The following is a 17384-nucleotide window of genomic DNA, read 5'->3' as shown; positions in this document are numbered from 1 at the left end:
GATTTTGTTTAAAGTATTGGAACGCAAGGAACTGGCGCCAACGGAGTATGAAATTTTAGTAGAAGCGCCGCGAATTGCCAGCAAGGCACAGCCAGGGCAGTTTGTGATCTTGCGAATCGACGAACAGGGTGAGCGGATTCCGTTGACAGTCGTCGATACAGATAAAGAAGCGGGTTGGGTACGCTTAATTTTTCAAGTAATCGGAAAGTCGACCGCGCAACTGGCCACCGTCATGGCTGGAGAGGGGTTGTCAGATATCGTTGGTCCTCTTGGAAAAGCAACAGACATTGAAAATTATGGTACCGTTCTCCTCGTTGGAGGCGGTGTTGGGATAGCTGCTTTGTTCCCGATCGTTAAGGGATTAAAAGAAGCAGGAAACCGTGTAATTACCGTTCTCGGTGCAAAAAACAAAGAGTTATTGATCTTAAAAGAAGAGTGTGCTGAGTATTCGGATGAGCTGATATTGATGACAGACGATGGTTCTGTCGGCCAAAAAGGATTGGTCACACAAGCAATGGAAGAGGTCTTTCAGCGTGAAACGATCTCGATGGCTTGGGCTATCGGACCGAGTATCATGATGAAGTTTTGTACTCTGACTGCACAAAAGTATGACGTGCCGATCTACGTCTCATTGAATCCTATCATGATCGACGGAACAGGCATGTGCGGCGGCTGCCGAGTGACTGTTGCCGATTCTATCAAATTTGCTTGCGTGGATGGACCAGAATTCTTAGGCGAAGAAGTCGATTGGAACGAATTTGTCAATCGAATGCAGCAATATCGACCAGAGGAAGTACTGGCCAACGAAAGATACGAAAAGCAGGTGAGTTCAAATGGCTAAACGCAGTTATACGAAAACTCCTATGAAGGAACAAGCGCCGGAGATTCGCAATCATAACTTTGATGAGGTCGCTTTAGGCTACACGCTAGAAGAAGGACAGCTGGAAGCAAGCCGCTGCCTTCAATGCAAAAATGCGCCGTGTATCGAAAACTGTCCAGTTATGATCGATATTCCCGGATTTATCAAAGCAATTGAGGACGGCGAGATGCCATTAGCTTATGAAATTTTAAGCAAATACAGCAATCTGCCAGCCATCTGTGGACGAGTGTGCCCACAGGAAAAACAATGTGAGATGGTTTGTCGATTAGGACGATCGAAGAAATTCGAACCGGTTGCCATCGGAAAGCTCGAACGTCTTGTCGCAGACTGGGCGTTGGAACAGCCATTTGAAGCAAAGGAAGCTTCAGGAGAAAAAGGCCGTGTGGCGGTCATTGGTGCCGGTCCTTCTGGACTTACTGTCGCAGGCGATTTGGCGAAATCAGGCTATGATGTCACTGTTTACGAAGCGCTGCATGCACCAGGCGGCGTATTGACCTACGGGATTCCAGAATTCCGTTTGCCAAAGCGCATCGTTAAAAAAGAGATCGATCGGATCGTCGCACAAGGCGTGAAAATCGAAACGAACGTGGTCGTCGGAAAAACGATCACGATGGATGAGATCATCAGTGATTTTGATGCCTGCTATCTTTCTGTAGGTGCGGGTGCACCAAGATTCCAAGGAATCAAAGGGACTTCATTAAATGGGGTCTATTCTTCCAGTGAATATTTAACGCGTGTCAATTTGATGCACGGGTATGAGTTTCCTAAATACGATACACCTATTCAAAAATCAAAAAATGTCGTTGTTATCGGCGGCGGAAATGTCGCGATGGATGCAGCACGTTCTGCTAAGCGTTTGGGTGCTGAAAAGGTATCGATCGTTTATCGTCGGTCATTAGAAGAATTGCCTGCCCGAGAAGAAGAGTATCACCATTCGGTAGAAGAGGGCATCGAGTATCACTGGTTGACGAATCCAATCGAATATATGGACGATGGTGCCGGCCGCTTAAAATCAGTTAAATGTGTCCAAATGGAATTAGGGGAACCGGATGATTCAGGTCGTCGTCGACCAATCGTGATTCCAGGCAGCGAATTTATTATCGAAGCAGACACAGCGATCGAAGCAATCGGGCAAGGGGCCAACAAAGTGCTATTAGATACATTCCCTGAGCTGGCTCTGAATAAATGGGGATACATTGATGCAGATGAAGAAACCTGTGCAACGTCGATACCAGGAGTGTTTGCTGGGGGAGATATCGTAACGGGTGCAGCAACAGTCATTTTAGCAATGGGCGCTGGGAAAATTGCAGCAAATGAAATTGATCAGTACATTCAAAAGACAAGACAGGAGCAATTGGTTTAAGCGAGGTGCAAATGATGAAAACGATGAAGACAATGGATGGAAACACTGCAGCAGCACATATATCTTACGCATTCACTGAAGTTGCAGGTATTTATCCGATCACCCCTAGCTCAACAATGGCAGAAGTCGTTGATGAATGGGCAGAACAGGGCCGCAAAAATATTTTCAATGAGACAGTAAAAGTAGTTGAGATGCAATCAGAAGCAGGAGCCGCAGGGACAGTGCACGGGTCATTAAAGACCGGTGTATTGACCACGACGTATACCGCTTCGCAAGGGCTGCTTCTCATGATTCCAAATATGTTCAAAATCGCGGGCGAATTACTGCCGACGGTGTTTCATGTAGCAGCGCGTGCAGTTTCTACGAACGCCTTGAGTATTTTCGGCGACCACAGTGATGTGATGGCTGCTCGACAAACAGGATTTTGTATGCTCGCTGAAGGCGGCGTGCAGGAAGTAATGGATTTGTCCGCCGTTGCCCACTTGGCGAGCATCGAAGGCAAATTACCATTCATGAATTTCTTTGATGGCTTCAGAACCAGTCATGAGCTGCAAAAAATTGAAGTTCTTGATTATGATGATCTAAAAGCGATGGTGAATTGGGAAGCGCTGGAAGAATTCCGTAAACTAGGGATGAATCCAAATCGTCCGAATGTATCTGGAACAGCTCAAAATCCAGACATTCATTTCCAACAAAGAGAAACAGTCAATCGTTATTACGACGAAATGCCGGCGATCGTTCAAAAATATATGCAGAAAATCAACGATCTCCGTGGAACCAATTATGATTTAACGAATTATTATGGAGATCCAGAAGCGACAGAAGTGATCATTGCGATGGGATCTGCTTCACCAACGATCCAGCAAACAGTGGATTACTTGAATGCCAATGGCCGTAAAGTCGGTTTTATTGATATTCATCTATACCGTCCTTTTCCTGCTGAAAATCTATTAGAAAAATTACCTGCAACCGTTGAGAAAGTAGCAGTACTTGATCGTACGAAGGAACCAGGATCAGATGGCGAACCGTTATTATTGGATGTACAAAGTGTACTGTATCGTCACACGAACCGTCCAATCGTTATTGGCGGCCGTTACGGAATTGCTTCTAAAGATGTTACGCCAGATCAAATCGTGGCTGTTTTTGACCATCTTTTAGTACCGATAAACGAAATGAAGCAACGCTTTACGATCGGGATCAATGATGACGTGACAAATCTGTCCTTACCAATGGGTGAAGTATTGGATTTGACACCGACATCTACCTTCCAAGCGAAGTTCTGGGGACTTGGTTCTGATGGTACAGTGGGGGCGAATAAGCAAGCGATTAAAATAATCGGGAACAACACGGATTATTATGCGCAGGCGTATTTCTCCTATGATTCTAAAAAATCAGGCGGCTTGACGAATTCCCATTTACGTTTTGGTAAAGAACCGATTCTTTCAATCTATAACGTGGAAGCTGCTGATTTTGTGGGATGCCATAACAGCGCCTACATCCACCAATATGATTTAGTTAAAGGGTTAAAAGATGGCGGGACATTCTTGCTTAATACAGTTTGGACAGAAGAAAAAGTCAAACAGTTATTACCAAGCAGAATCAAACGCTATTTAGCGGAACACAACATCAATTTCTACATTATCAATGCAATGGAGATCGCGCAAAAGACAGGCCTTGGCGGACGGATCAACCAAGTAATGTCCACAGCCTTCTTTGAACTGACAGATATTTTGGATCATGAGACGTATTTGCCGCTGCTTAAAGCAGAAGTAGATGCCGCTTATGGTAAAAAATCTAGAACGATCGTTGAGCGCAATTGGCAGGCGATCGACGCGACAGTCGCTGAGTTGAAAAAAGTAGAAATACCGGCTGAATGGGCAGAGATTGAAGTAAAACCGCTGTTTAATAAGGAAGATCAAGAGAAACCTGCCTATATTCGCAATATCTTAGAGCCAATCAACCGTCAAGAAGGCAATGCGCTTTCTGTCAACGACCTGATTGAAAATGGTATGTTGGGCGGCGTGATGCCTTCAGGAACAGCAGCGTATGAGAAGCGCGGAATTGCACTGGAAGTGCCTGAATGGATTCCAGAAGCCTGTACGATGTGTAACGAGTGTGCCTTTGTTTGTCCTCACGCAGCGATTCGTCCATTCCTTGCGGACGAAGAAGAGATGGAGGCGGCGCCAGAAGGCTTTATTACTCGTGATATGCGTGGAAAAGACGGGTTCAACTACCGTATCCAAGTATCGTTGGAAGACTGTACAGGATGTGGGCTTTGTGTAGAAGCGTGCCCTGCTAAAGAAAAAGCGTTAGTTATGAAATCTTATGAAGATCAGAAAGACCAAGCAGTTAATTGGGCTTTCGCGATGACGTTGCGTCAAAAAGCCAATCCAGCCAAGAAATTTTCTGTTAAAGGCTCTCAATTTGAGCAGCCATTATTGGAATTCTCAGGCGCATGTGCGGGCTGTGGAGAAACACCATATGTGAAGCTGTTGACCCAATTGTTCGGGGACCGCATGATGGTGGCAAACACGACTGGATGCTCTTCTATTTGGGGCGGTTCTGCACCAGCGACACCATATACTGTGAACGAAGATGGCAGAGGACCTGCATGGAGCAATTCACTTTTTGAAGACAACGCAGAATACGGTCTAGGTATGCACATGGCAAACCAAACCAAACGAAATCGTTTAGCTAATAAAGTGATGAAGGCTTTGGAAAATGGCGTTGGGTCAGAGGATACAAGGGCCCAGTTACAGGGCTGGATGAACCACATGTTAGATGGTGAAGGCAGTCAACAGCGTGCGGCAAAATTACGTGCCGTATTAGGTGAAGAAACAGACGAAGACTTGCGTTCAATTCTCGCGGATCATGAGATGTTTGCGAAACCTAGTCAATGGATCATCGGGGGCGATGGATGGGCCTATGATATCGGCTTCAGCGGTATTGACCACGTCTTAGCTTCTGGTGAGGATGTCAATATTTTGGTTATGGACAATGAAGTCTATGCAAATACCGGAGGTCAGATGTCCAAAGCAACCCCTTCAGCAGCCATTGCGAAATTTGCGGCCGGCGGGAAGAAAACGAAGAAAAAAGATCTGGGTATGATGGCAATGACGTATCGGGATGTTTATGTCGCTCAAGTCGCGATCGAAGCCAATCCGACGCAGGCATTGAAGGCGATCCAGGAGGCAGAAGCCTACCCGGGACCATCATTGATTATTGGGTATACACCGTGTATCAACCACGGGATTCGAGGCGGAATGAGTCAATCGATCGAAGAATCGAAAGAAGCCGTTGAATCAGGCTACTGGCCGCTTTATCGCTACGATCCTGTCCGTGCACAAAAAGGCAAGGACCCAATGCGGATCGACTTTAAAAAAGCTGATTTCAGTAAAATGAATGCTTTCCTTGAAGGTCAGACACGCTTCTCTGCACTGCACAACATCAAAAAAGATGATGAGCTAGTAGAAGAGATGCTGACACAAACCGTCGATGATATGGAAGAACGGGCGAAAAGTTATACGGAGTTGACGAACAAATAAAAAATAGCGTTGATACCAATGGTATCGACGCTATTTTTGTATCCAGAGGACAAAATAAAAAACCGATCAAACGATCGGTTTTTATTATTTCGCTAATTTTTTAGCAAGACGCGCTTTGTCGCGGTTTGCTTTGTTTTTGTGGATCAAACCTTTTGATTCAGCCATATCGATTGCTTTAGCAGCTTCTTTATAAAGGTCGTTCATATTTTCAGCGCCAGCATCAGCAGCCTCTTCAAATTTCTTAACAGTAGTACGCATTGCGCTCATTTGTGATGAGTTTTTAGCGTTAGCAGCTTCGCTAGTGCGAACACGTTTGATTGCAGATTCAATGTTTGGCATGGATTTCACCTCCGAATTCAGTCTTATACGGTTATTTCCGTACAATTCAACATTACTCATTATACATAAAGCCGCTTTTCAATGCAATAAAATCGTGACAAGTTTTTTTCCTTAACAGAAAATAAATATATAGGAAGGCAACAGCGCTGATTCATGTTCCGATTCTATTTTTATGAACAGAAGGGTATACCCGTCCGATCCGCCTCTTAATTGGCTGATTTGTATAATGGGCAAGCCGTGCATTTTGTCTCATCCAAGTGTTTCGGTTCTTTTAGAGGTAGGAGCATCCGCAACCCATTTATAATCACAAGTATCGTACTTCCTTCATGTCCGATCACGCCAAAGGGAAGAGTGAGAAATTGTAAGAAATTGCTCGCGATCAGCAGACAAATGACGCTCAAGGAAAATAGGATATTTTGTCGAACGATCCGCTTCATTTTTTTGGCTAGACGATGACTGTACATTAATTTGGTCAAATCATTCTTCATTAGAACCATATCGGAAACTTCCATCGCAACATCGGTTCCTTCACCCATAGCAACCCCGATGCTTGCGGTCGCCAAAGCGGGAGCATCGTTGATTCCATCGCCAACCATTGCGTTGACGTGAAACGCCGTTTGCTGCTGTTTGACTAATTCTGTTTTATCAGCGGGCAGACAGCCGCTGTGATAATCATTTAATCCCAATTGATGGGCAATGTAACTGGCTGCTCCATAATTATCGCCGGTGAGCATGACGGTTTGCACGTCTTCCTCTTGAAAATAGTGGATGACCTCTTTCGTGTAAGGCTTAGGCAAATCCATCAATCCTACTAATGCGACGATCGTCTCATTGTTACTGAGGACGACCACGGTCTTTCCCTCATCATGCCACTGCTTGATCAAAGGATGCCTCTGCTCGTCTGTCGGTTTGCCCAATTGCCACCGTTCATTTTGATAACTTGCTTCTAAACCGAAGCCCGCCCGTTCTTCAATGGAGAGGTCGAGTGTTTCTTCATTTTTGAAAAACTTCGTAATAGCCGCTGCCAGCGGATGAGCAGATTGGCGTTCCATAGAATAGAAGAGCTGAGGAATCACTGGGTCTTCGTAAAATGTATGGTAATCCGTAACACGCGGTTTTCCTTGTGTCAGAGTTCCCGTTTTATCGAAGGATATGGCCCGCAAATCGGCGAGTTTTTCTATTGTTTTGCCAGATTTAAATAAAATCCCTTTCTTCGCTCCATTAGAAATCGTTGCCAGCGCTGCGGGAGTGGCAGAAGCGACTAACGCACAGGGAGAGGCTACGACTAATAACACCATGCCGCGATAGAAGCTCTCTGTCATACTCCAACCCAATACGAAATGGGTCAGTAGAATCATTACTGGTACGGTAATAAGAACAATTTTGACGTATACATTTTCAATTTGTTCAATGAATGTCGCTGTTGCACTTTTCTCATTTTGAGCATTTTCGACCAATCGCAATATTTGAGCGAATAACGTATTATTGCTTGTTTTTGACACTTCCAATGTAAATGGCTGACCTAAATTGATGGTTCCGCCAAAGGCATCATCATTGACCGCTTTTTCAACCGGAACAGATTCACCAGAGATAGCAGATTCATCGATTGACGAGGCATCGAGCATTCGACCATCAATCGGTACAGCTTTCCCCTTAGGCACAAACACAAGATCTCCCACTTGTAATTCTTCCACGGGAACTGTGAGGTGTTCACCCTCAACAATTTTCAACGCCTCATTGGGGGCAACATTCATTAGCGCGGTGATTTCTTTTGTGCTTTTATTGGTGGCATATTCTTCCAGGGCGCCACTCAAACAAAAAATAAACGTCAACATCGCACCCTCAAACCAATTACCGATCAAACAGGCACCAATTGCCGCTAAAGCCATTAATAAATCGACGTTTAATGTGCGATCCTGTAAGAGCTCACTGAAACCTTCAAAGGTTTGCTTCCATCCACCGCAGATAATTGCCAAAACGAAAAAGAGGGGAGAAACAGGCAGGGAGAAGCTGCTTGAAATTTTTCCAATCATCAAAAATACGAAACAGAAAAGGGTAGAGAGAAAGGCATTACGTTCTTCTTTACTCATCACTTTTCCTCCTTTCTAAATACAAAGAAATCTATCAGAACCAATCACTCACAACTGATGAGATGTGCGGGCACTGTTTCTTTCAATTTCATAGTATCATAGCAATCGACATAATTGATAATTTAAATCGCTAATTGAGAACGAAAGTAATTATCAATTACCATTGAGAATGACTATCATTAGCTGTTAAAATGTTTTTCCGCAGTATAACAACAAAAAAATAAAAATAAACGATAGCAATCCTTATTTAGAATAACTATCGTTTATTCAAGTGTCAGAAAAAAATTTGCAAAAAAAAGACCTGCAAAAATGCAGATCCTACATAGCGATCAGCCAATAGCCGATCAAGATGATACCCAGAACGATTCGATACCAGCCAAACACGGTAAAGTCATTCCGTTTAATATAATCCAATAAGAACTTAATAGCAATGATCGATACTACAAAGGCAGTGACCATGCCCACCAATAATACGATAATTTCTGAAGCACCAAAAGTGTTCCCATGCATCAAAAATTTAACGATTTTTAATCCACTGGCCCCAAACATGACGGGAATTCCAAGGAAGAAAGAAAATTCTGTTGCAACATAACGAGAGCTTCCGATAATAATTGCTCCCAGGATCGTTGCACCCGAGCGGGAGGTCCCAGGAATCAAAGAAAGTAATTGAAAGCCACCCACGATCAATGCGGCTTTATAGGTGAAATCATTTAAATTCGTGCATTTCGGTGTTTTATTTTTATTCATCCGCTCCACCACGATGAAGGCGATCCCGTAAACAATCAACATGATAGCAACTGGTAGAAATTTATGGAAATGTTCATCTAGAAAGTCATCTAACGGCAAGCCAATGACTGCTGCGGGTAAGCAGGCAATAATGACTTTGAACCACAATGTCCATGTTTCCTGTCTCTCTTTGTGATTTTTACTAGGAGCGAAGGGATTCAATTTGCTGAAAAACAAGACAACTACGGCTAAAATCGCCCCCAATTGAATCACCACGTTGAACATTTCAATAAAGGCAGGACTCATATTCAGCCGGATGAATTCATCCGCTAAGATGAGGTGTCCTGTGGAAGAAATTGGCAACCATTCGGTGATTCCTTCGACGATCCCAAGAATAATTGCTTTAAAAATATTGGCAATAAGCATGAAGTTATACGTCCTTTCAAGTTAATAACAATAATCAGTATACCGTTTCAGCTTTGAAAAGACCATCTAAAAATGGCTAAGCTTTTTTAAAGAAAAAAACTGCCAGCGCTTGCTGACAGTTTGCGAACTATGCTTCTGAATGATCAGAGATCGATTTTCCACGTTCCATATAGCTGATATCATTGATGGCGCGAATGGAGAATTCTCCATTTTCATAACGCAGACGATTGATACTGCCGTTCAACAAGTTGGCACGTACCGGCTGTTTTGAATCAATCAAGCTTAATAAGAAGGCGATCGTCAAACCATGGGAGACGATCAAAACATTTCCTCCGCCTTGTTTTTCACGGCTTTGAGCGATGTCTTCAAAACCATTCCATACACGATCCCGCAATGTTGAATAAGGTTCGGCCCAATTTGCGGTATCCGCTCCTTCGATCGCATTGGCGATTTCTTCAAAGCTGACATCTGTAGCAAACAGGTCATCTTCTGTTTTAAAATTCAGTACACGTGGCAAAACGCCCCACATTTCTGCATCGTAGGCGCCTTCTAAGGAGCCAAAGCACCATTCACGAATACGAGGATCTACGTGATAAGGAATATTTTTTCCTTCAGGGTGTTCATTTAAAAGAATTCGCATCGTTTCGATCGCTCTCCCAGAATCACTGGAGTATGCCTCTTCGAACTTTGTATCTTGCAAGCCCAAGCCGACGTAATGAATCCCGTCACGTCCGCTCTTTGTTAGCGGTGTATCACACCAGCCCTGCACACGAGCTAACGTATTGAACATTGTTTTACCATGTCGAACAATATAAAGATTTGTTTCTGCCATATTTATAACCTCCAAAAAGTTGATTAATTAAAGAATGGGTTTGTGTCGACCTCGCGACCGATCGTTGTTGCCTCGCCATGTCCTGGATAAGCCGGAAGCTCATGGGGAAGGGTAAATAGGTACGTTTTGATACTGTAGAGCAATTGTTGCATATCCCCCGTATACAAATCTGTGCGACCAATACTGCCTCGGAAAAGTGCATCCCCTACAACGACAAAGTCATCAAAGATGAAACTGACACTGCCAATCGAATGACCAGGTGTCGGAACCACTTGAAAAGTCATGCCGCCGATAGTGTATTCCTTCATTTCAAATTCGTATTCTGCTGGCTGAAGGATTAAATCCGGCATATCGTCATGACGTCCTAAACCAGAAAGATTTAAGATGGGATCGCCTAACCATTTTTGTTCTAGCGGGCTTACATACACAGGAATGTTGTAGTTATTCCGAATCTGTTCGACCGCCCCAATGTGATCGTAGTGAGTATGTGTTAATAAAATCGCTTGCGGTTTTTTTCCGATGCGGTCGATTTCTTTTACAAGTCGATCACCCTCTGAACCTGGATCAACGACCAATAAGTTTTTTTCATTATGAATCAAATAGCAATTTTCTTGCGCGATTCCGGTAACAAAGCCCTCGATTTGAATCATTATTTTCCTCCCTGAAGCACTAAAAGTAGTTTTCATTGACGTGATTTGTTTTACTAAAAGTCTCAAATGATTCTTTTCTATCAGTAATAAAACGCACGATCACTTAATTCTTCTCTATTATACCTTAAAAGTAAAAAAATTGTGGTTTCCCTGAACGATTTTGGCGATTCTGCTTCTTGCTTGTTATGGAAAGCTAGGATTACCCAGCGTGGACTAACACTTGACGAGCTACCGAAAATCTTCTATGGTGAAAAAGCAAAACGATTTTAAATGATTGCATATGCAGATACAAGAACGAGGTGAGAAGGTGGCAGTAAAAAGAATCGCGATTCGTGAGTTAGTTGAATTCATCCTGCGCAGCGGGAGCATCGACGAAGGAAAGAATAGCAATCACACACCTCAAGAAGGTGCACGAATCCATCGCCAGCTACAAAAAGAAGGCGGTTCTGGCTACCAGAAAGAAGTCTGGTTGAAGAAACCCGTAGAAATTGCCGATACAGCCGTTCAAATCGAAGGACGTGCCGACGGTATTTATATAGAAGAAGATCGCGTGTTTGTTGACGAGATCAAAACATCAGAGACACCCTTTGAGGAGCTGGAAGAAGGGATCATTGATCTTTATTTTTATCAAGCAATGGTTTATGCCTATATTTATAGTGAGCAAGAGAATCTCGCTGAAATCGGTACACGGTTAACCTATTTTCAAACAACAGAGGAGAAGATCACGCGACAAATTCGAACGTTCACTTTCGAAGAATTGGACGCTTTCTTCAACGATTTGATCAAACGTTATGAAAACTGGCTGGTATTTCAGTTAGAGTGGCGGGAAACACGAAACAATTCTCTAAAATCCTTAGAATTTCCTTTCGATACGTATCGTGCGGGGCAAAGAGAGTTGGCTGCCGCAGTATACAAAACGATCCACGCGCAACAAAAGTTGTTTGTCGAAGCGCCCACCGGTACAGGAAAAACAATGTCCACCCTTTTCCCTACGTTTAAAGCAATGGGAGAAGGGTTGGGTGAAAGGATCTTTTACCTAACAGCAAAGACGATCACGCGCCAAGTGGCCGAAGAAACGGTTACTAAAATTACTAAAAACGATGCACGGGTAAAAAGTGTGACGTTGACCGCCAAAGACAAGATTTGCTTTTTGACGGAACGAAATTGTACTCCTGAGCACTGTCCTTTTGCGAAGGGCTACTATGATCGCGTCAACGATGGTCTATGGGATATGCTGAATAGTGAGGACCAGTACACACGCCCAGTAATTGAAAAATACGCGAGAAAGCATGAGCTTTGTCCATTTGAACTTTCTTTGGATGTGAGTCGTTTCAGCGATCTTGTTGTCGGTGACTATAATTATTTATTTGATCCAACCGTTTATTTGCGTCGTTTCTTTGAGGAAGAGAATAAATCAAATCTAGTGTTAGTTGATGAAGCTCATAACTTAGTCAATCGCTCGAAAGAAATGTACTCTGCCAGTATCTCAAGGGAGTCACTCGCTCAGATGCAAAAAAATTTGGACACCTCTTTTAAAAAATTGCACAAAGCATTTACGCGAGTGGACAATGAATTTGAATTGATCCATCAATCATTGGATGGAGAAGCCTACCATCACCAGCAGGCAGCACCTGAAAATTTGATTAATAGTTTGTTCAAATTACAGGAGCAAATCAAAGAATGGCTAGCAGAGAATCCAGACAATCCGTCGCAACAGAAGATGCTGCCTGTTTACTTTGAAATTATACGCTTCACTCGTATGAGCGAATTTTATGACGATCATTATCAGACAACTGTTGAACATAAAAGCTATGATCTGATTGTCAAAGAGTATTGTATCGATCCGTCTTGGTTTTTAGAGCAGACCATGGATAAAGTTGGGAGCAGCATTCTCTTTTCCGCAAGTTTTTCACCATTGGATTATTACCAAGAAGTCTTAGGCGGAGGGGAAGAGAGTCTTACTTATCGTCTTCCGAGTCCTTTTCCAAATGACAATCGCCTAGTGATGGTGGATGCCAGTATTCAAACAACGTATCAAAGGAGAACGCAAAGTATTCCGAAAATCGCTGCCTCTATTGAAGGGTTGGTGAAAACGAAAACGGGGAATTACTTAGTCTTCTTCCCATCATTTCAATACTTAGATCAAGTAGCAGACTATTTCCATGAAGCATATCCAGAATATGCGATTCAAATTCAAGGATCAAAGTTAAATGAAACAGAGCGAGAGGATTTCCTAGCTGCTTTTGTAACGAATCCAAAGAAAACATTGATAGGTTTTTGCGTATTGGGAGGGATTTTTTCTGAAGGGATCGATTTAGTCGGTGAACGATTGATAGGTACAGTCGTGGTCGGAGTAGGATTGCCTCAGGTAAATCACGAACAAGAGCTGATTAAAGAATATTATGACGAAAAACGCAATCAAGGATTCAGTTATGCCTACCAATTGCCAGGAATGAACAAGGTGATACAAGCAGCAGGACGTGTGATTCGTACGATGGAAGATCGAGGGATCATTCTTCTCTTAGATCAACGCTACACAAATCCTCATTATCAAAGTCTTTTACCCGTTAATTGGTCAGACCGAAAAGTGATTTATGGACCAAATGAAGTGGAACGAATGGCAAATGAATTTTGGCAACAAGAAGTCAAAGGCGAATAAGAGATAGAAATATCGCAAATGAAATGTTTACCGCAACTCCTGTCTCTTATACACATCTAGATGTGTATAAGAGACAGATTCAATTACTATCGATAAAGACAGTAAAGAATCATTCAGCCTATTTTTTTGTATCTTGTAAAAAATTTATTTCTTTATTACTATCGGTAGTTGATAAACTGAACATCGATCGGTAAATCGATTTCTTTTACCAAAGCAATTACTTGTTGGAGGTCATCTCTATTTTTTCCAGTAATTCTTAATTGGTCTTCTTGAATTTGCGCTTTTACTTTTACTTTGCTGTTTTTGATAGCAGTTGTAATTTTTTTGGCACTTTCTCTATCAATCCCGTTTACAAGTTCAGCTTGTTGTCGGGCGTTTCCTCCTAAGGCGTGCTCAGAAGTAGAGAATTGGATATTTTTTAACGGCACACCACGTTTGATCAGTTTACTAAACAGCACATCTTTCACTTGTTCGATCTTGTAGTCATCTTCAGCTTTAATCACTAATTGATTGCCTTCTAATGTAATGTCGAAGGTACTTCCCTTAAAATCAAAGCGATTTTTCAATTCCTTTAGGGCGATTTGAACCCCATTTTTGACTTCTTCCTTGTTTAACTCTGAAACAATATCAAAGCTCGCATCTTTTGCCATAGACATTCTCCTAATTTACTCCAAATACAGAATCATTCAACGCAATAATTTGCAGGAAAACGTGTTTTTGTTTTAGAAAACAAATCCCTTCAGCAAATTAGGATGAATAAAATCAGTATCCGAAAGCTTTTTCTTTAGTTTATCAAAAAATGCTAAGAAAGCCATGATTATTCTCAAATAAGTGATTGAAAACGATTGATTAATATTCATGGAACCTGTTACTCTATTATAGGTTTGAATTAAAGGGGGAATATCGGATGCAGAAGGTTATGAATTATACATCCAAGGATTTGGCAAAAAAAATCCTTGTCATTTTATTTACTGGTTTGACCGGAGCGGTTGGTTTAAATCTTTTTTTGATCCCAGCAAATGTCTTTTCAGCAGGGATGACCGGGATTGCCCAAATTGCCGAGCACTTATTATCAAATGTAGGCTTATCTATCGACACCGGAATATTGATTTTTCTTCTGAATGTTCCAGTATTCGTCTTAGGATTCATAAGACTGGGAAAATCAGCAATGATTTTGAGCTTTGCAAATGTAATTTCCATGTCTTTTTTTACGACATTGGTTCCGGTCGGTCAAGTGACTGATAATGTGTTAATGAATGCGATCACCGGAGGGGTCATGCTCGGAATCGGTGCGGGCCTTTCGTTAAAATTTGGGTTTACGACGGGCGGGTTAGACATCGTATCCTTATTATTATCTAAAACAACAGGGCGTACAGTTGGAAACTATATGATGCTCCTAAATGGTGTGATTGTAATAGTTGCTGGTTTCTTTTTCACTTGGGAGAGCGCGCTTTATACGATCATCACGATATTCACAATGAGTACTGTTGTCGACTATGTCCATACGAGTCATCAAAAAATGACGGCGTTCATCAATACTGGAAATAGTGCAGTCATGATTGAAGTCCTGAGCAGAGAATTATTGCGTGGGCTGACGGTAATTCCTGCGCGAGGAGGATTTAGCTCTACTGAACGAGAAGTCATCATGGTTGTTTTTACTCGTTATGAATTGTATACATTAAAACAAGTCGTCGCTGACGTAGATCCGAATTCATTTACTAATATCGTTGCAACAGATTCAGTTGTTGGTTCATTCTTGACCCAAGACGAACAGAATTTATTAAAAAAATCACAAATCGCTAAATAATAGTTCTTAAATGAGAATAAGAGGGATTCAATTCTCATTTACAAACACTAAAAGATAGAGTAAAATACTCTTGAAACTCGAAAGGAGTGGAACAAGTGGAAGAGAACACACAAAAATGGTCCGATGCAGAAGTAGCAGAGATTAAAGAAACTATTTTAACTGCTTTAGAATCAGTCATTGACCCTGAGTTAGGAATCGATATCGTTAATCTTGGTTTGATCTATGAAGTAGATTTTGAACAAACAGGAAACACGGTAATTAAAATGACATTAACGACTATGGGATGTCCATTGGCAGATATCTTAACTGATAATATTCAATCCGCTTTAGGCGAGATTCCAGAGGTCACGAATGTAGAAGTGAAGCTTGTTTGGTATCCAGCATGGACGACCGATAAAATGAGCCGTTATGCACGGATTGCTTTAGGTATCCGTTAATTAAATAAGATCGTAGTCTCCTCTTTCATTAAGAGGAGACTTTTTTGTATAATAATCGAAAGGAGTTGTTTAGGTTGGATAACTATGGACTAACTGACTATTTAGCTGCAAAAAAATCGTTACTGTCAACATTACACAAAATTGAGAAAGCGCTTATTTCGTTAGAAGAAAAACAATCTCTTGGGAAAAATAGAAAAGCACAAATTACCTTATCTGAAGAAAGAATCAAAGCGTTGAAGCTCTCCTTGTTATTGATTGATAAGGAAATCAGTAGACTGTCGCAAAATGAAGTGTAACTATTGATTACCTATTTTCTTTTTTTATATGACAGCTTGTTGTCGTATTACTGTTGATATAGTAGTCATCGAAAGGAAACAGGAAAATGCAGATCGAACGATTGATTAAACTGATTTTTTATCTTGTCAGGCACAAACGAGTCGCTGCCAAAGAATTGGCAGAATATCTTGGTGTGTCGACACGAACGATTTATCGAGACATCACGACGGTGTCATTAGCGGGCATTCCAATTCTTTCAAAAAAAGGATTCGGAGGAGGGCTCTCGTTGATGGATGGTTTTACCTTAGATGAATCGTTCCTGACATCTGATGAAAAAATGTACGTCTATCAAGGACTTCAGATTCTCAATGCAGCAAACTATCCTGAGACGGAGCATGTATTAAATAAAATTGGCGCATTATTTAATCAGCCGCCGACAGAGGAATGGCTAGAGATTGATTTTAGCTACTGGGGCAGCGAAGAAACGGAAAAAGTAACACTTTCCGAATTACGAAAAGCGATCACTGAAAAGCATCTTTTGACATTCGATTATTTTAATTCTGAATTAACGAGTTCTAAACGAAATGTCGAGCCGTTGCGCTTACTATTTAAATCTCATGCCTGGTATATTGTTGGTTACTGTCATTACAGTCAAGCAATCAGAATTTTTCGGTTATCTCGTATGAAAAAAATAATCGTTTTATCAAATACCTTTGAACGGTCATTACCTAATGATTTTTCCTTAAACACTAGGAAAGATGATACGGAGTGGATAAATTTTACGTTGCTTTTCTCAAAAAAAATAGCCCATCGATTGTTTGATGAATTTCACGAGCATCAAGTTCAACACCTTTCGAATGACGATTATTTGGTGAATGTTCAGTATCCATTGAGCGAATGGACGTATCTTAGGCTGTTGTCTTACGGTCCCTACGTTGAGGTTCTTGAACCTAAAGAAGCTCGTGAAGAATTGAGAATGCGGGCATTAAAAATCACAAAAATATATGAACAAAAGGAGGAAATGCATGAAGGAGTGGGTATACGTCATGATGATTAAAAAAACAAAGGAGTACCGGCGCTTAAACAAAGCTGGTGTCATTGAGCACGTTGAAAATTTGAGAAGTTTAGACGAGGAAGACTATATTGAGCTCGCTGGAGCATTCAAGGGGTATCCCGGAATGGCAGGTATGTTTGTTTTTAAGGCAGCTAGCTATGAAGAAGCAGAGGCACTTTGTCAAAAGGAACCATTGGTTGTCTTAGGATATGCTACGTATGAGCTGCATCGCCTACAACTAGCCACGAAGGAAAATAATTATCTATTATAAAAAAGAAACGACTTTACCGGTCGTTTCTT

General features: G+C 41.8%; 15 protein-coding genes. 9 read left to right on the top strand and 6 right to left on the bottom strand.

The features are described 5' to 3' along the window. The first annotated feature begins 4 nt into the window (after positions 1-4). From A5868_RS08545 to nifJ, 3 genes are read left to right on the top strand one after another with little or no spacing between them, the layout of a single operon-like run. A complete protein-coding gene (locus tag A5868_RS08545) occupies positions 5-841 on the top strand; it encodes a sulfide/dihydroorotate dehydrogenase-like FAD/NAD-binding protein (RefSeq protein WP_176281291.1) in 837 nt (278 codons plus the stop codon). Then, positions 834-2243 (top strand): NADPH-dependent glutamate synthase, encoded by a 1410-nt coding sequence (gltA, locus tag A5868_RS08540; RefSeq protein ID WP_086303761.1) that lies wholly within the window; start codon positions 834-836, stop codon positions 2241-2243. Before A5868_RS08545 ends, gltA begins: the two co-directional genes overlap by 8 nt. Before the next feature lie 11 nt (positions 2244-2254). Next, a complete protein-coding gene (gene nifJ / locus A5868_RS08535; protein WP_176281292.1) occupies positions 2255-5788 on the top strand; it encodes a pyruvate:ferredoxin (flavodoxin) oxidoreductase in 3534 nt (1177 codons plus the stop codon). Positions 5789-5872: 84 nt separating this feature from the next. Here nifJ and rpsT read toward each other — a convergent pair whose 3' ends face one another. The 5 genes from rpsT to A5868_RS08510 form a co-directional block, all read right to left on the bottom strand. Further along, a complete protein-coding gene (gene rpsT, locus A5868_RS08530; protein ID WP_010780717.1) occupies positions 5873-6127 on the bottom strand; it encodes a 30S ribosomal protein S20 in 255 nt (84 codons plus the stop codon). Positions 6128-6333: 206 nt separating this feature from the next. Next, positions 6334-8217, bottom strand: coding sequence for a heavy metal translocating P-type ATPase (locus tag A5868_RS08525; RefSeq protein ID WP_176281293.1), 1884 nt, complete (start codon positions 8215-8217; stop codon positions 6334-6336). A gap of 318 nt (positions 8218-8535) precedes the next feature. Then, complete coding sequence (locus A5868_RS08520; RefSeq protein ID WP_010780719.1) at positions 8536-9369, bottom strand: undecaprenyl-diphosphate phosphatase; 834 nt, start codon at positions 9367-9369, stop codon at positions 8536-8538. 127 nt (positions 9370-9496) lie between these two features. After that, the gene (locus A5868_RS08515; RefSeq protein WP_010780720.1) at positions 9497-10201 is read right to left on the bottom strand and encodes a histidine phosphatase family protein; all 705 of its coding nucleotides are present in this window, start codon (positions 10199-10201) and stop codon (positions 9497-9499) included. A 23-nt stretch (positions 10202-10224) separates the two neighbouring features. After that, entirely contained in the window at positions 10225-10851 is a 627-nt protein-coding gene (locus A5868_RS08510; RefSeq protein ID WP_010780721.1) for an MBL fold metallo-hydrolase, read from the bottom strand. 307 nt (positions 10852-11158) lie between these two features. Between A5868_RS08510 and A5868_RS08505 the strand changes: the two genes are divergently transcribed. After that, on the top strand, positions 11159-13510 hold the full coding sequence (locus tag A5868_RS08505; protein WP_086303763.1) for a helicase C-terminal domain-containing protein: 2352 nt from the start codon (positions 11159-11161) through the stop codon (positions 13508-13510). A gap of 158 nt (positions 13511-13668) precedes the next feature. Here A5868_RS08505 and A5868_RS08500 read toward each other — a convergent pair whose 3' ends face one another. Beyond that, the gene (locus tag A5868_RS08500) at positions 13669-14160 is read right to left on the bottom strand and encodes a YajQ family cyclic di-GMP-binding protein (RefSeq protein ID WP_010780723.1); all 492 of its coding nucleotides are present in this window, start codon (positions 14158-14160) and stop codon (positions 13669-13671) included. A gap of 257 nt (positions 14161-14417) precedes the next feature. On the opposite strand from A5868_RS08500, the gene A5868_RS08495 reads away from it, so the two are divergent. The 5 genes from A5868_RS08495 to A5868_RS08475 all read left to right on the top strand — a co-directional run bounded on the left by A5868_RS08495 (position 14418) and on the right by A5868_RS08475 (position 17355). Further along, complete coding sequence (locus A5868_RS08495) at positions 14418-15317, top strand: YitT family protein (RefSeq protein WP_086303764.1); 900 nt, start codon at positions 14418-14420, stop codon at positions 15315-15317. Positions 15318-15412: 95 nt separating this feature from the next. Further along, the gene (locus tag A5868_RS08490; protein WP_010780725.1) at positions 15413-15754 is read left to right on the top strand and encodes a metal-sulfur cluster assembly factor; all 342 of its coding nucleotides are present in this window, start codon (positions 15413-15415) and stop codon (positions 15752-15754) included. Between the two features lie 74 nt (positions 15755-15828). After that, complete coding sequence (locus A5868_RS08485) at positions 15829-16050, top strand: hypothetical protein (protein WP_086303765.1); 222 nt, start codon at positions 15829-15831, stop codon at positions 16048-16050. 86 nt (positions 16051-16136) lie between these two features. Continuing rightward, positions 16137-17087, top strand: coding sequence for a helix-turn-helix transcriptional regulator (locus A5868_RS08480; protein ID WP_086303766.1), 951 nt, complete (start codon positions 16137-16139; stop codon positions 17085-17087). Further along, positions 17056-17355, top strand: coding sequence for a YciI family protein (locus tag A5868_RS08475; RefSeq protein ID WP_086303767.1), 300 nt, complete (start codon positions 17056-17058; stop codon positions 17353-17355). Before A5868_RS08480 ends, A5868_RS08475 begins: the two co-directional genes overlap by 32 nt. Positions 17356-17384 lie beyond the last annotated feature (29 nt).

This window comes from Enterococcus sp. 12F9_DIV0723 (assembly GCF_002174375.1).
Lineage (GTDB): Bacteria > Bacillota > Bacilli > Lactobacillales > Enterococcaceae > Enterococcus_A > Enterococcus_A gilvus.
The sequence above is the reverse complement of the archived record's forward strand: the minus strand, read 5'-3'. Positions and strand labels throughout refer to the sequence as shown.

Bases quoted from the DNA above. Each gene is read 5' to 3' on its own strand.
- A5868_RS08520 (WP_010780719.1), bottom strand. From the start codon at position 9,369: ATGCTTATTGCCAATATTTTTAAAGCAATTATTCTTGGGATCGTCGAA.
- gltA (WP_086303761.1), top strand. From the start codon at position 834: ATGGCTAAACGCAGTTATACGAAAACTCCTATGAAGGAACAAGCGCCG.
- A5868_RS08515 (WP_010780720.1), bottom strand. From the start codon at position 10,201: ATGGCAGAAACAAATCTTTATATTGTTCGACATGGTAAAACAATGTTC.
- A5868_RS08510 (WP_010780721.1), bottom strand. From the start codon at position 10,851: ATGATTCAAATCGAGGGCTTTGTTACCGGAATCGCGCAAGAAAATTGC.
- A5868_RS08495 (WP_086303764.1), top strand. From the start codon at position 14,418: ATGCAGAAGGTTATGAATTATACATCCAAGGATTTGGCAAAAAAAATC.
- A5868_RS08475 (WP_086303767.1), top strand. From the start codon at position 17,056: ATGAAGGAGTGGGTATACGTCATGATGATTAAAAAAACAAAGGAGTAC.
- A5868_RS08500 (WP_010780723.1), bottom strand. From the start codon at position 14,160: ATGGCAAAAGATGCGAGCTTTGATATTGTTTCAGAGTTAAACAAGGAA.
- rpsT (WP_010780717.1), bottom strand. From the start codon at position 6,127: ATGCCAAACATTGAATCTGCAATCAAACGTGTTCGCACTAGCGAAGCT.
- nifJ (WP_176281292.1), top strand. From the start codon at position 2,255: ATGATGAAAACGATGAAGACAATGGATGGAAACACTGCAGCAGCACAT.
- A5868_RS08480 (WP_086303766.1), top strand. From the start codon at position 16,137: ATGCAGATCGAACGATTGATTAAACTGATTTTTTATCTTGTCAGGCAC.
- A5868_RS08525 (WP_176281293.1), bottom strand. From the start codon at position 8,217: ATGAGTAAAGAAGAACGTAATGCCTTTCTCTCTACCCTTTTCTGTTTC.